Source organism: Paramagnetospirillum sp. (assembly GCF_058402745.1).
In genome coordinates this window covers 34,757-47,336 of sequence record NZ_JBZVFI010000002.1, presented here as the reverse complement: position 1 = coordinate 47,336, position 12,580 = coordinate 34,757, and the positions used below count along the sequence as shown (strand labels likewise).

Annotated in this window: 13 protein-coding genes; 3 read left to right on the top strand and 10 right to left on the bottom strand. The window is 68.0% G+C overall.

The genetic code is table 11. The annotated features are described in order from the left end of the window. The first annotated feature begins 211 nt into the window (after positions 1–211). Positions 212–1,468: a PAS domain-containing sensor histidine kinase gene (locus tag ACV4UZ_RS00260; RefSeq protein WP_491598956.1), complete on the top strand. Its 1,257-nt coding sequence runs from the start codon at positions 212–214 to the stop codon at positions 1,466–1,468. Between the two features lie 125 nt (positions 1,469–1,593). Beyond that, the gene (locus ACV4UZ_RS00255) at positions 1,594–1,749 is read left to right on the top strand and encodes a hypothetical protein (RefSeq protein WP_491598955.1); all 156 of its coding nucleotides are present in this window, start codon (positions 1,594–1,596) and stop codon (positions 1,747–1,749) included. On the opposite strand, the gene ACV4UZ_RS00250 is transcribed toward ACV4UZ_RS00255, so the two are convergent. Beyond that, positions 1,722–2,303: a hypothetical protein gene (locus ACV4UZ_RS00250; RefSeq protein WP_491598954.1), complete on the bottom strand. Its 582-nt coding sequence runs from the start codon at positions 2,301–2,303 to the stop codon at positions 1,722–1,724. The genes ACV4UZ_RS00255 and ACV4UZ_RS00250 overlap by 28 nt on opposite strands. Before the next feature lie 141 nt (positions 2,304–2,444). Between ACV4UZ_RS00250 and ACV4UZ_RS00245 the strand changes: the two genes are divergently transcribed. Then, positions 2,445–2,672, top strand: coding sequence for a hypothetical protein (locus tag ACV4UZ_RS00245; RefSeq protein WP_068437256.1), 228 nt, complete (start codon positions 2,445–2,447; stop codon positions 2,670–2,672). On the opposite strand, the gene ACV4UZ_RS00240 is transcribed toward ACV4UZ_RS00245, so the two are convergent. The 9 genes from ACV4UZ_RS00240 to ACV4UZ_RS00200 all read right to left on the bottom strand — a co-directional run bounded on the left by ACV4UZ_RS00240 (position 2,642) and on the right by ACV4UZ_RS00200 (position 12,522). Beyond that, positions 2,642–3,439, bottom strand: coding sequence for a bestrophin-like domain (locus tag ACV4UZ_RS00240; RefSeq protein WP_491598953.1), 798 nt, complete (start codon positions 3,437–3,439; stop codon positions 2,642–2,644). The genes ACV4UZ_RS00245 and ACV4UZ_RS00240 overlap by 31 nt on opposite strands. A gap of 65 nt (positions 3,440–3,504) precedes the next feature. Then, the gene (locus ACV4UZ_RS00235; RefSeq protein ID WP_491598952.1) at positions 3,505–3,918 is read right to left on the bottom strand and encodes a bacteriohemerythrin; all 414 of its coding nucleotides are present in this window, start codon (positions 3,916–3,918) and stop codon (positions 3,505–3,507) included. Between the two features lie 79 nt (positions 3,919–3,997). Continuing rightward, positions 3,998–4,891, bottom strand: coding sequence for a hydroxymethylglutaryl-CoA lyase (locus tag ACV4UZ_RS00230; protein WP_491598951.1), 894 nt, complete (start codon positions 4,889–4,891; stop codon positions 3,998–4,000). Positions 4,892–4,995: 104 nt separating this feature from the next. Further along, positions 4,996–6,993, bottom strand: a complete 1,998-nt coding sequence (locus ACV4UZ_RS00225) for an acetyl-CoA carboxylase biotin carboxylase subunit (protein ID WP_491598950.1) — start codon at positions 6,991–6,993, stop codon at positions 4,996–4,998. A gap of 145 nt (positions 6,994–7,138) precedes the next feature. Continuing rightward, entirely contained in the window at positions 7,139–7,921 is a 783-nt protein-coding gene (locus ACV4UZ_RS00220; RefSeq protein ID WP_491598949.1) for an enoyl-CoA hydratase/isomerase family protein, read from the bottom strand. A 185-nt stretch (positions 7,922–8,106) separates the two neighbouring features. Then, positions 8,107–9,714, bottom strand: a complete 1,608-nt coding sequence (locus ACV4UZ_RS00215) for a carboxyl transferase domain-containing protein (protein WP_491598948.1) — start codon at positions 9,712–9,714, stop codon at positions 8,107–8,109. Between the two features lie 100 nt (positions 9,715–9,814). Further along, the gene (locus ACV4UZ_RS00210; RefSeq protein ID WP_491598947.1) at positions 9,815–10,984 is read right to left on the bottom strand and encodes an isovaleryl-CoA dehydrogenase; all 1,170 of its coding nucleotides are present in this window, start codon (positions 10,982–10,984) and stop codon (positions 9,815–9,817) included. Between the two features lie 76 nt (positions 10,985–11,060). Beyond that, entirely contained in the window at positions 11,061–12,002 is a 942-nt protein-coding gene (locus ACV4UZ_RS00205; protein ID WP_491598946.1) for an AEC family transporter, read from the bottom strand. Positions 12,003–12,120: 118 nt separating this feature from the next. After that, the gene (locus ACV4UZ_RS00200) at positions 12,121–12,522 is read right to left on the bottom strand and encodes a Crp/Fnr family transcriptional regulator (protein ID WP_491598945.1); all 402 of its coding nucleotides are present in this window, start codon (positions 12,520–12,522) and stop codon (positions 12,121–12,123) included. Between the last annotated feature and the right edge of the window lie 58 nt (positions 12,523–12,580).

Below are 12,580 nucleotides of genomic sequence, written 5' to 3'. Positions count from 1 at the left end.
TTCTCCCGGTATGGTAGGACGGTGATCCGGCGGCGGCAAATGCCGATCGGCCGGGGAAGCTCTGCGCGCAAGAGTATTGCCCTTTTGCCCGCCTTTTCCGTCTGGCGGGGCCGGGGTACACTACCAAAGTCGTGGGCGGCGGGAGGCCGGTTTGGCGATCAGAGGGTCACGTGGCGTGAAGCCCGGGCGGGACATTCCGCAAAGCGAATCAATGGCGCGGCTGCGGGCGCGGGTCAAGGCGCTGGAGGCAGCCCAGCGCGAGGCGCGACGGACCCAGGGCGCCCTGTTCGCCGCCACCCGCGCCCTGCGGGAGAGCGAGGAGCGCTACGCCCTGGCCATGCGCGGCCCCAACGAGGGGCTTTGGGACTGGAATCCCATTACCAAGGAGCTGTACCTGTCGGCCCGCCTGCTCTCCATCCTCGGATTCGAGAGCGAGACCCTGCGGACCACCTCGCACGAATGGCTGAAGCTGGTCCATCCCGAGGACCGCGAGCGCTACCAGTCGACCCTGGTGCGCCACCTGAAGGGCCTCGACGCCCATTTCGAATGCGAATACCGGGTCAGCGACCGCCAGGGGCAGTGGCGCTGGATGCTGGCGCGCGGCCTGGCCGTGCGCGACGCCCAAGGGGTGGCGACCCGCATGGTGGGCTCCATCGGCGACGTCACCGACCGCCATGCCTATCAGCGCGCCCTCAAGGAGGCCAACGAGCGCCTGGAGCAGCGGGTGGCGGAGCGGACCGTGGAACTGGAGATGGCGCGATGCCAGGCCGAGGAGGCCAACCGCTGCAAGAGCGAGTTCCTCGCCAACATGAGCCACGAACTGAGGACGCCGCTCAATGCCATCATCGGCTTCTCCGACGTGATGCGTTCGGAGATCTTCGGGCCGGTGGGCAATGCCCGCTACGGCGAATACATCAACGCCGTCTGGGAATCGGGCAACCACCTGCTCAGCATCATCAACGACATCCTGGACCTGGCCAAGGTCGAGGTGGGCAAGTTCGACCTCAACGCCAGGCCGACCGATGTCGCCCAACTGCTCGACGCCGTCATCCGCCTGATGGCCGAACGCGCCGCCCAGGCCGAAGTGGGCCTGGACTGCGTCTGCGCCCCGGACGTGGGGGAGGTGGCGCTCGATCCCCTGCGCATGAAGCAGGTGCTGCTCAACCTGCTGTCCAACGCCGTCAAGTTCACGCCGGCCGGCGGGACGGTTCTCCTCGGCGCCCGCCTGTCGGGGGACGATCTGGTCATTCAGGTGATCGATACCGGCATCGGCATGGACGGCGAGAGCCTGGAAAGGGCGCTGCAGCCCTTCGTCCAGGTGGATTCAAGCCTGGCGCGCCGCTATGCCGGGACCGGACTGGGATTGCCGCTCGCCAAGTCCTTCGTCGAGTTGCACGGCGGCTCGCTCTGTCTGGTCAGCCGGCCCGGCCACGGCACCACGGTGACGGTGCGGCTTCCCCGTCATTGATTCCTTTCTCCCGCCACAACGCATGAGCTTTGCGCATGGCTGCCTTCGAACGCCTTTCGCACTTGCGAAAAGAAGCGTAGATGGCAAGGAGCGGTCGCAGGATGCTGGCGGCCAAGGAGACAACGATGATTGCTTCGACCATGGATATCGTGATGGCCGCCATCGGCGTTCTGGCCGTCGTGGGGCTCGGCATTTCCATCAGCGCCTGGCGCCACGCCGCCCGGGTGGAGCGGGAACTGGCCAAGGAAGACCATCAGGCCGGCATTCCCTCGGCCATCTGACCGGCCGGACCAAGCCACAGGCCCGCCCGGTCCCGCCTGAGGGACAGGCCGGCGCGGGCCGCCAGGGCCGGCAGGCGGCCCCGGATATCCAGCCCGAAGCGGCGGACCAGATGGTCGCCGATACCGCCGGCGGCGGCCCAGCCGTCCCGGCCGGCGATTTCCTCCACCACCAGACGCAGCAATCCCTTGTCGTCCAGGTCGAAGTCCTGGCGGGCGGCGATGCCCATGGCCGCCAGATGGGCGATGTCGGCGGCGAAGCCCCGGTCGTTGGAGGCGATCACCACCGGTCCGGCAAGAGGCCGGGACGCCATTTCGCGGACCGCCCGGGCGATGGCCTGGTCGGCGGCCTGGGAGGGGGCGTCGTCGGGAACCGGCGTCTCCGCCGCCACGGACAGGCCGCGCCGGTTCAGGGCGGCCCGCCAGGGTTCCATGGCCGCCCGGCGCCCGAACAGCTCGATGCGCCCGGCTCCGGCCCAACGTCCCAGGGCTTCCAACCGCCGCGTGCCGGTAAGATTTTCGCAGTCAATCAATACGATGGCGCTGTGGCTGGTCATGCAAACCTATCCCGCATGGCACAAATTTCACGACACGGCTTCCCGTCCGCCTCCGTGTCATATAACCTCTGTCCTGACCGGGCCTGTTGCGGGGCCGGCGGGATGATCATCTCATCCAAGGTGAATTCGGCGGGAGTAGGAATGTTCAAGCGCAAGTCCGTTGATGCACAGGTCGGCGACATGTTCATCAAGACCCACGACACCAAGAAGAGCATTTGGGTGGTCGAGAAGATTTTCGAGCACGTGGACGGCATCATGCATGCCCGCCTGTTCAACAAGGCCCAGCCGAAGACCATGATCACCGTTTCGGCTTCGACGCTCGCCGATCCCGACTTCTTTCACCGGGCACCCGCGCTTCCGCAGGATTGAGGGCCGGCCAGGGCCTTGATCGGCCCGGCATGGACCACCGTGGGCGGCTGGAACGGATTGCCTTGCACCAGCACGATGGCCGCCGTCGGGGCGGCGGCGGCCGCGAAGATCGCCATGGCCAGGATTTCCGCCCGCGCCTGATCCACATGGACCATGGCGATGGAAATCATGGTGAGAAAGCCGAGAAAGGCCATTCCCAGCCATTTCAGCGGATTGACGTGGGTTTGGGACAGGGCGATGCGCGCGCCCCGCGCCGCCCGCACCTGGGTGGCCTGGGCCAGCATCAGGCCGTGGACTCCGGGCGGGGTGACGGCGGCGATTTCGGGTCCCGACAGCAGGGCCAGCAGGCGGTCCAGATGCTCGGCCGCCAGACGGCTGCTCTGGCGCCGGGCCAGCAGCGGCCATTCCTCGTTCACGGTGACGCAGGCATAGTCGCGCACCGCGCCCACCACGCCGGTCTTGGCCGGGGGCGGCAGGTGCTCGGCCAGGGCGTCGATGCTGCGCAGTCCGTCGGCCTCCTGGTAGACGGCGTTCAGCGCCCGGTCGTGGGCGTTCCAGGTGTCGTTGGCCAGGAAGGCCAGGGTGAGGGCGAACAGCACGCCGACGACGCCCAGGAAGGGCGGCGACACGCCGCGCCACAGGCGAATCCGCTCGGCCCAGGGAGAGCGCAGCGTCACCCACAGCAGAAACCACGCGCCGAGGAAGGTGCCGAGCAGGGCGATGGCGGCGTAGCCGTAATGATCATAAGTGCCGAGGAGGGCGGTCATGGGCGTTCCTGTCCGGATGGGCGCCCCATTTCACTCCAACCGGCCGCCAAGGGCCAGCGATTGCTTCAGCGGTAGCCGAAGCCGGCCATGTCGAGATGGCTCTTGAAGTTGATGTCGCCCTTCAGCAGGTAATCGACGAAGGCCATGCGCATCTCGGTGGCGATGCGCCGCGCGTCGGCCAGGTCGGTGCCGGCTTCCACCTTGTCCCTCAGCCGTTCGAGGCGGGCCAGATTGGCGGCCTGCACCTGGCGGATGTGCTCGATGCCGGGATAGCCGGTGCGGACCAGCAGATCCATCTCCTCGGCCTGATGCTGGACGAGATGGCGCAGCAGATGGTCCAGCAGCGCGCAGGCACGACCGCCGTCCCCCTGGCCGAGGGCTTCCTCGATCTCGCCGATGGTGTTCAGTTGCTCGCGGTGGGCGCGGTCGAATTCCTCGACTCCGACACTCAGCGCGTCAACCCAGAAATCCGTGGACATGGGCTCCGTAAGAGTGGTTCTGACTTCAAGGACCACATGCTAGCACAGGGCCATACTTTCCGCCAGGGGTGTCCCCGCGCTAACCCAGGGCCCGCGCCACTTTCGAGCCGCTGGGGCGATCCAGCGCCGCACAGATGAAGCGGCCCGCCCCGATCAGGCGGTCCAGGTCGATACCGGTGTGGATGCCCATGCCGTTCAGCATGTAGACCAGATCCTCGCTGGCCACGTTGCCGGCCGCGCCCTTGGCGTAGGGACAGCCGCCCAGTCCGGCCACCGAGGAATCCATCACCGCCACGCCGCGTTCCATCACCGCCAGCAGGTTGGCCAGGGCCTGGCCGTAGGTGTCGTGGAAATGGGCGGCCAGCATCTCGACGGGCAGGCGGGCGGCCACCGCGTCGATCATGGCCTGGGCCTTGGCCGGGGTGCCGACGCCCACGGTGTCGCCCAGCGAGATCTCGTAGCAGCCCATGGCGGCCAGCCTTGACGCCACCTCGGCCACCGCCTCGGGGGCGACGGCGCCCTCGTAGGGGCAACCCAGGACGCAGGAGACGTAGCCCCGCACCCGCAACCCCTCGGCCTTGGCGCGGGCGGCCAGGGGGGCGAAGCGGTCCAGGCTTTCGGCGATGGAGCAGTTGATGTTCCGTTGCGAGAAGCTCTCGGACGCGGCGGCGAACACCGCCACCTCCTCGGCCCGGGCGGCGATGGCCGCCTCCAGCCCCTGCAGGTTGGGGGTCAGCACCGGATAGGAGACCCCCGGCCGGCGCTTGATCGCCGCCATCACCTCGCTGGTGGCCGCCATCTGCGGCACCCATTTGGGGCTGACGAAGCTGCCCGATTCGATGGCGGAAAGGCCCGTTTCGGTCAGGCGGTCGATCAACTCGACCTTGACCGCCACCGATACCGGCCGGGCCTCGTTCTGCAGTCCGTCGCGGGGGCCGACCTCGACGATGCGGACGCGTGGGGGATGACGCATGGCGCTCGTATCCTTGATGCCCATTCGCGGGCGGGACGCCCGCGCTCCAATCCCATGACCCATCTCGGAGCGCGGGCGTCCCGCCCGCCTTCACCCGGAGTGGCCTATTCCTTCACCTCGAAGGCCAGCAATTCCGTGCCCTCGGCCACCGCGTCGCCCACCTTGAAGTGGATGGCGGCGACGACGCCCTCGGCGGGGGCCTTGATGGCGTGCTCCATCTTCATGGCTTCCACCACGATGAGGGGCTGGCCGGCGGCCACCGCGTCGCCCGGCTTGACCAGCACCTGCACCACGGTGCCCGGCATGGGGGCGGCCAGACGGCCGTCGCCGCCTTCCCGCTCGGCCGCACTGGCCGACGGGTCGTCCAGCCTGATCTTCCACACATGGCCGTCGTGCAGCACGGTCAGCTCGAAGCCCGAGCGCACCACGGATGCCGTGCGGCGTTCGCCGCCGATCTCCGCCGTCAACGTGGTGCCGGACAGGGTGGCGCGGCGTGCCGACAGGGTCTGGCCGGGCAGGTCCAGCGACCAGCCGTCGGCGACGAAGTGCACGGTGACCCGGCGTTCCTCGCCCGCATCCACGAAGCGGAAATCGTGGTGGTTGTCGTCGTTGAGCCGCCAGCCGTTGGTCTGGTGCCAGGGCGAATGGGGATCGCCCGAGCGGGCGGCGGCCTGGCGGCCGTCCTCTTCCCGCCACAGCAGCAGGGCCAGCGAGGCGAAGGCGAGGCCCAATGCCGGAACCGGGGCGGAAGGCGGCAGCAGATCGGCGCGATGGCGCTCGATGAAGCCGGTGTCGAGCTCAAGCCGCGCGAAGGCCGGGTGGGCGGCGATGGCGCCCAGGAAGGAGACGTTGGTGGTCACCCCCGCCACCTGATAATCGGCCAGCGCCCGGCGCAGGCGGCGCAGGGCCGAATCGCGGTCCTCGTCCCAGACGATCAGCTTGGCGATCATGGGGTCGTAGAAAGGGGTGACCTGATCGCCCTGGCGCACGCCGGTGTCGACGCGCACGTGGCGGTTCTCGGCCGGGGGCGCCAGATGGACCAGCTTGCCGATGGCGGGCAGGAAGTCCTTGGCCGGGTCCTCGGCGTAAAGCCGGGCCTCGAAGGCGTGGCCCTTGCGGGTCAGCTGCTCCTGGGCCAGGGGCAGCTTGCCCCCCGAGGCCACCAGCAACTGCCATTCCACCAGATCCAGGCCGGTGATCATCTCGGTGACCGGATGCTCCACCTGCAGCCGGGTGTTCATCTCGATGAAGAAGAAGCGGCCGTCCTGATAAAGGAACTCCACCGTGCCGGCGCCGACGTAATCCACGGCCTGGGCGGCGGCGACGGCGGCCTCGCCCATGGCGCGCCGCGTCTCGTCGGCCAGGGCGGGGGCGGGGGCCTCCTCGATCACCTTCTGGTGGCGGCGCTGGATGGAGCAATCGCGCTCGAACAGGTAGACGCCATTGCCGTGGGTGTCGCAGAACACCTGGATCTCCACATGGCGCGGCCGGCCGAGATAGGTCTCGAGCAGCAGGGAATCGTCGCCGAACGCCGCCTTGGCCTCGCGCTTGGCCGAGGCCACCGCTTCGGCCAGGCCTCCCGGCTCGTTCACCACCCGCATGCCCTTGCCGCCGCCGCCAGCAGAGGCCTTGACCAGCACGGGATAGCCGATCACCGCCGCCTCGCGGGTGAGCTCGTCCAGCGACTGGCCCTTGCCGTGATAGCCGGGCACCAGGGGCACGCCCGCCGCTTCCATCAGCCGCTTGGATTCGGCCTTGGAGCCCATGGCGTGGATGGCGCCCACCGGCGGGCCGATGAACACCACGCCCGCCTTGGCGCAGCTTTCGGCGAAGCCCGCGTTCTCGGACAAAAAGCCGTAGCCGGGATGGATGGCCTGGGCCCCCGTCCGCTTGGCCGCTTCCAGAATGACGTCACCCTTGAGGTAGCTTTCCGCCGCCGGGGCCGGGCCGATCAGCACCGCCTCGTCGGCCATGGCCACGTGCATGGCATTGGAATCGGCCTCGGAATAGACCGCCACGGTACGGATGCCCAGACGCTTGGCAGTGCGCATGACCCGGCAGGCGATTTCGCCGCGATTGGCGATCAGGATCTTGTCGAACATGTTTGTTCCCCGAGACACTCTAAATCCGAAGATCGTCATGCCCGGACTTGTTCCGGGCATCCACGCCGGTCCGCAACTCCACCCTTTGGGATTTGTCGCACCACGTGGATGGCCGGGTCGAGCCCGGCCATGACGCACAATAAGGCTAGTTCTCCACCCAACCCGGCTTTCTCTTTTCCAGGAAGGCGCGGATGCCTTCCTTGCCCTCGTCGGAAGCCCGGCGCTCGGCGATCTGCTGGGCGGTCCAGGCGCGCAAATCGTCGTCCAGCGGCTGGTCGGCGGCGCGGCGGATCAGTCCCTTGGCGGCGCTCATGGCCTGGGGGCCGTTGCCCTTGAGGCGGGCCAGCCACTTGTCCCTGACCTCGGCCAGCCGGTCGGCGGGCACCACCTCGTGCACCAGCCCGGTGGCCTGGGCTTCGGCCGCGTCGAACAGTTCGGCGGTGACGGCGTAGCGCCGGGCCTGACGGCCGCCCATGGCGCGTACCACGTAAGGCGAGATCACCGCCGGGATGATGCCCAGCTTGACCTCGGACAGGCAGAAGCTGGCGCCTTCCGCCGCCACCGCCAGATCGCAACAGGCCACCAGCCCGACGCCGCCGCCATAGGCCGCGCCCTGCACCACGCCGATGACCGGACGCGGGCAGGCATCGATGGCTTCCAGCATGTCGGACAACGCCATGGCGTCGGCCAGGTTTTCCGCGTGGGAATAACCGGCCATGCGCTTCATCCACTCCAGATCGGCCCCGGCGGAAAAGCTCTTGCCGGTGGAGTCCAGGACCACGGCCCGCACGTCCGGCGCCGTGGCGGCGTCCTTGAAGGCCTCGGCCAGCTCCTTGATCAGGGCATCGTCGAAGGCGTTGTGGCGCTCCGCCCGATTGAGGGTGATGGTCCGCACGCCGTCATGGGTGGTGACGAGAAGGGCGCTCATCGGAATTTCCTCGGGAATGGATGGGGCGGATCAACCACGAAGGCGCGAAGGCGCGAAGAAAACACGAAGAAAAAAGAGGTGGATTGATGTCTTCCTGCCTCCTTCGTGCCTTCGTGCCTTCGTGGTGAATTCACCCCGTGGCCGTGCCGATGCCGGCAGGTATTCTGGTAGACCATTCCCGCCTCCTACATCCGGAACACGCCGAACCTGGTCGGCTCGATGGGGGCGTTGAAGGAGGCCGACAGCGACAGCGCCAGCACCATGCGGGTCTCGGCCGGGTCGACCAGACCGTCGTCCCACAGCCGGGCGCCCGCGTAATAGGGGTGGCCCTGGGTCTCGTACTGGTCGCGGATGGGGGCCTTGAAGGCTTCCTCCTCGTCGGCGGGCCAGCTTTGGCCCTTGGCCTCCATGGCGTCCCTCTTGATCTGGGCCATGACGTTGGCGGCCTGCTCGCCGCCCATCACCGAGACGCGCCCCGTCGGCCACATGTAGAGCATGCGCGGCTGGTAGGCGCGGCCGCACATGCCGTAATTGCCCGCCCCGAACGACCCGCCCATGATCACGGTGAAGCGCGGCACCTTGGCGCAGGCCACGGCGGTGACCATCTTGGCGCCGTCCTTGGCGATGCCGCCGGCCTCGTACTTCTTGCCGATCATGAAGCCGGTGATGTTTTGGAGGAAGATCAGCGGAATGCCGCGCTGGCTGCACAATTCCACGAAATGGGCGCCCTTCTGGGCGGATTCCGAGAACAGGATGCCGTTGTTGGCGACGATGCCCACGGGATAGCCCCAGATATGGGCGAAGCCGCAGACCAGCGTGGTGCCGTAGGTCTGCTTGAACTCGTCCAGCCTGGAGCCATCGACGATGCGGGCGATGACCTCGCGCACGTCATAGGGCTTGCGGCGGTCCTTGGGGATGATGCCGTAGATTTCCTTGGGGTCGTAAAGGGGCTCTTCCGGCGTGGCCATCTTCAGGCTGACCGGCTTGGTGCGGTTGAGGTTGCCGACGATGCGCCGGGCGATGGCCAAAGCGTGGCCGTCGTCCATGGCGTAATGGTCGGTGACGCCCGAGGTGCGGCAATGGACGTCGGCGCCGCCCAGTTCCTCGGCCGAGACCACCTCGCCGGTGGCGGCCTTCACCAGGGGCGGGCCGCCGAGGAAGATGGTGCCCTGGTTCCTGACGATGACGCTTTCGTCGCTCATGGCCGGAATGTAGGCGCCGCCCGCCGTGCACGAGCCGTGCACCACCGAGATCTGCGGAATCCCTAGGGCCGACATCTGGGCCTGGTTGTAGAAGATGCGGCCGAAATGGTCGCGGTCGGGGAACACCTCGTCCTGGTTGGGCAGGTTGGCGCCGCCCGATTCCACCAGGTAGACGCAGGGCAGGTTGTTTTCCTTGGCGATGTCCTGGGCCCGCAGGTGCTTCTTCACCGTCAGGGGATAATAGGAGCCGCCCTTCACCGTGCCGTCATTGGCGACGATCATGCATTCCTGGCCGGCGATGGAGCCGATGCCGGTGATGATGCCGGCCCCCATCACGTCCTTGGAATACATGTCCCAGGCGGCCAGCTGCGAGAATTCCAGGAAGGGCGAGCCCACGTCCAGCAGGCGGCGGATGCGCTCACGCGGCAGCAGCTTGCCCCGCGCGATGTGGCGCTCGCGCATGGCGGGGCCGCCGCCCATCTTGACCTGGGCCACCACGCGCTTCAGGTCGTCCACCAGGGCCTGGGTGGCCTCGGCGTTGGCCTTGAACTCGTCCGAGCGGGGATTGACGGAGCTTTTGATGACGCTCATGGCTGGCAAATTCCGCTTTATTCGGCGTCACCCCCGGACTTGATCCGGGGGTCCATGGATGGCCGGGTCAAGCCCGGCCATGACGGTTTGAGGAGGTGGCTTACTTGGTCTCTTCGAACAGCTCGCGGCCGATCAGCATGCGGCGGATTTCCGACGTACCGGCGCCGATCTCGTAAAGCTTGGCGTCGCGCAGCAGCCGCCCGGTGGCGTATTCGTTGATGTAGCCGTTGCCGCCCAGGGCCTGGATCGCCTCCAGGGCCATCCAGGTGGCCTTCTCGGCGCCGTAGAGGATGACGCCGGCGGCGTCCTTCCTGGTGGTCTCGCCCCGGTCGCAGGCCTTGGCCACCGCGTAGGTGTAGGCGCGGCAGGCGTTGAAGGTGGTGTACATGTCGGCCAGCTTGCCCTGCATCAGCTGGAAGGTGCCGATGGGCTGGCCGAACTGGGTGCGCTCGTGCATGTAGGGCACCACGATGTCCATGCAGGCGGCCATGATGCCCAGCGGCCCGCCGGTCAGCACCACGCGCTCGTAATCCAGGCCGCTCATCAGCACGTTGACGCCGCGCCCGATGTCGCCCAGCACGTTCTCTTCCGGAACCTCGCAGTCCTGGAACACCAGCTCGCCGGTGTTGGAGCCGCGCATGCCCAGCTTGTCCAGCTTCTGCGCCACCGAGAAGCCCTTGAACGTCTTCTCCACCAGGAAGGCGGTGATGCCGCGCGGACCGGCGTTCAGGTCGGTCTTGGCGTAGACCACGATCACGTCGGCGTCGGGGCCGTTGGTGATCCACATCTTGGTGCCGTTGAGGATGTAGCGGTCGCCCTTCTTCTCGGCCTTCAGCTTCATGGAGACCACGTCCGAGCCGGCATTGGGCTCGCTCATGGCCAGCGCGCCGATATACTCGCCCGAGATCAGCTTGGGCAGGTACTTCATCTTCTGCGCTTCGGTGCCGTTGCGCTTGATCTGGTTGACGCACAGGTTGGAATGCGCGCCGTAGGAGAGACCCACCGAGGCCGAGGCCCGGCTGATCTCCTCCATGGCCACCACGTGCTCAAGATAGCCCATGCCGGCGCCGCCGTACTTCTCCTCCACCGTGATGCCGAGCAGGCCCATGGCGCCCAGGCGCGGCCACAGCTCGTTGGGGAATTCGTTGGACCGGTCGATCTCGGCGGCGCGGGGCGCGATCTCGGAGGCGGCGAAGGCGGCGACCGAGTCGCGCATCATGTCGGCGGTCTCGCCCAGATCGAAGTTCAGCGCGGAATTGAAGCCGGTCATCGCGTGCTCCTAAACAGACAGGCCGGTGGATTGCGTTAAACGAGCATACGTTTTTTTAATTCGGTCGCAAGGGGAATCAGTGGCCCGGCAGGGCCAGAATCCAGATGGGCATGATCAGGGCGGCGGCCACGGTCTGGGCCGACAGCATGGTGGCCACCAGGGGGGCGTCGCCGCCCATCTGGCGGGCCACCACATAGGAGACCGGGGCGGCGGGCAGGGCGGCATAGAGCACGGCGGCGGCCAGGGTTGAACCCTCCAATCCGCACAGCGCGCCGAGGGCCAGCACCAGCAGGGGCAGTCCGCCCATCTTGGTGGCGATGGAAAGCGCCACCGAGGCTCCGGCCCTGCCCAGATCGCCGAGGCGGATGCCGGCGCCCACCGCCAGCAGGCCCAGCGGCAGCGAAGCGCCGGCCAGGATGTCGAGGAAGGGGCCGATCACCGGCGGCAGGCCGATGCCGCCCAGGTTGAGGGTGATGCCCACGAGGCAGGAGAGGATCAGCGGATTGCGCAGCACCGGCAGGATTGCGTCGCGCCAGCGGAAGGCGGCGCTCTCCTTTCCCGCCCAGCGCAAATGGGCCAGGATGCCCAGCAGGTTGACCAGCGGCACCACGGCGGCGGTGCAGATGGCAACCAGCGCCACGCCCTCGCCGCCCCACAGCCCCGCCGCCACGGCGAGGCCCACATAGGTGTTGGGGCGCATGGAGCACTGGAACAGGGAGGTGAAGGCCGGGCCGTCCAGGCGCCAGGGCGCGCGGCGCAGTCCGTCGGCCGCCAGCCCGACGATCACCGCCATCACCAGCACGGCCCCTGCCTGGGCGGCCATGATGCCGCCCACCGGCATCCCGTCCAGCCGGGCGCGGGCCAGGGCGGTGAGCAACAGGGCGGGAAAGAACAGGAAGAAGGTGGCGCGCTCGGCCGGCAGCCAGAAGGACTCGTCGATCCAGCGCCTGGAGCGCATCTGGTGGCCGAGCGCGATCAGGGCGATGACCGGAGCCAGCGCCGCCAGAACCTGGATCATGCGGGGCTCCCGTCATCCCGAGCGAAGCCGAGGGATCTCCGCCCGGAGCAGCGGTTCAGCAACGGCAAGGCCGTTCCAGGACGAGATCCCTCCTCCCGCCGGTCGTCGGGATGACAGGTCATTCCACCCCGTGTTCGGCCAGGATGGCCCTGGCATCGGCCAGATCGTCGCCCAGCTCGCGGATGGTGGCCAGCAGCGAGTGGATCAGGGTGTTCAGCCCCGGCGGCGCCTGATCCATCATGGTGCGGATGGCGTCCTTGGTCAGCACCAGACAGGTGACGTCGTCATCGGCCACCGCCGCCGCCATGCGCGGGCCGTCGTCGATCAGGGCCAGTTCGCCGAACACCTGGAACGGCCAGACCCGGCCGATGGTGACCTTGCGGCCGGCCACCGTCTTGAAGATGCGCACGGTGCCCTGCTGCAGCATGTAGGCCTCGTGGCCCGCGTCGCCTTCCTTGAAGATCACCGTGCCGCGCGGGAAGACGCGCTGCAGGCCTGGCGTGCCGCCGGTATCGCTCATGACCAAAGCCCCCTCACCCCGACTTGAAAGGTCGGTCAGCATAGCGCGCCGGTGGCGC

What these genes read in the sequence shown, in the direction of transcription:
- ACV4UZ_RS00225 (WP_491598950.1), bottom strand. Translation starts at nt 6,993, where the DNA reads ATGTTCGACAAGATCCTGATCGCCAATCGCGGCGAAATCGCCTGCCGG.
- ACV4UZ_RS00215 (WP_491598948.1), bottom strand. Translation starts at nt 9,714, where the DNA reads ATGAGCGTCATCAAAAGCTCCGTCAATCCCCGCTCGGACGAGTTCAAG.
- ACV4UZ_RS00260 (WP_491598956.1), top strand. Translation starts at nt 212, where the DNA reads ATGGCGCGGCTGCGGGCGCGGGTCAAGGCGCTGGAGGCAGCCCAGCGC.
- ACV4UZ_RS00220 (WP_491598949.1), bottom strand. Translation starts at nt 7,921, where the DNA reads ATGAGCGCCCTTCTCGTCACCACCCATGACGGCGTGCGGACCATCACC.
- ACV4UZ_RS00205 (WP_491598946.1), bottom strand. Translation starts at nt 12,002, where the DNA reads ATGATCCAGGTTCTGGCGGCGCTGGCTCCGGTCATCGCCCTGATCGCG.
- ACV4UZ_RS00210 (WP_491598947.1), bottom strand. Translation starts at nt 10,984, where the DNA reads ATGACCGGCTTCAATTCCGCGCTGAACTTCGATCTGGGCGAGACCGCC.
- ACV4UZ_RS00230 (WP_491598951.1), bottom strand. Translation starts at nt 4,891, where the DNA reads ATGCGTCATCCCCCACGCGTCCGCATCGTCGAGGTCGGCCCCCGCGAC.
- ACV4UZ_RS00240 (WP_491598953.1), bottom strand. Translation starts at nt 3,439, where the DNA reads ATGACCGCCCTCCTCGGCACTTATGATCATTACGGCTACGCCGCCATC.
- ACV4UZ_RS00235 (WP_491598952.1), bottom strand. Translation starts at nt 3,918, where the DNA reads ATGTCCACGGATTTCTGGGTTGACGCGCTGAGTGTCGGAGTCGAGGAA.
- ACV4UZ_RS00245 (WP_068437256.1), top strand. Translation starts at nt 2,445, where the DNA reads ATGTTCAAGCGCAAGTCCGTTGATGCACAGGTCGGCGACATGTTCATC.
- ACV4UZ_RS00200 (WP_491598945.1), bottom strand. Translation starts at nt 12,522, where the DNA reads ATGAGCGATACCGGCGGCACGCCAGGCCTGCAGCGCGTCTTCCCGCGC.
- ACV4UZ_RS00255 (WP_491598955.1), top strand. Translation starts at nt 1,594, where the DNA reads ATGATTGCTTCGACCATGGATATCGTGATGGCCGCCATCGGCGTTCTG.
- ACV4UZ_RS00250 (WP_491598954.1), bottom strand. Translation starts at nt 2,303, where the DNA reads ATGACCAGCCACAGCGCCATCGTATTGATTGACTGCGAAAATCTTACC.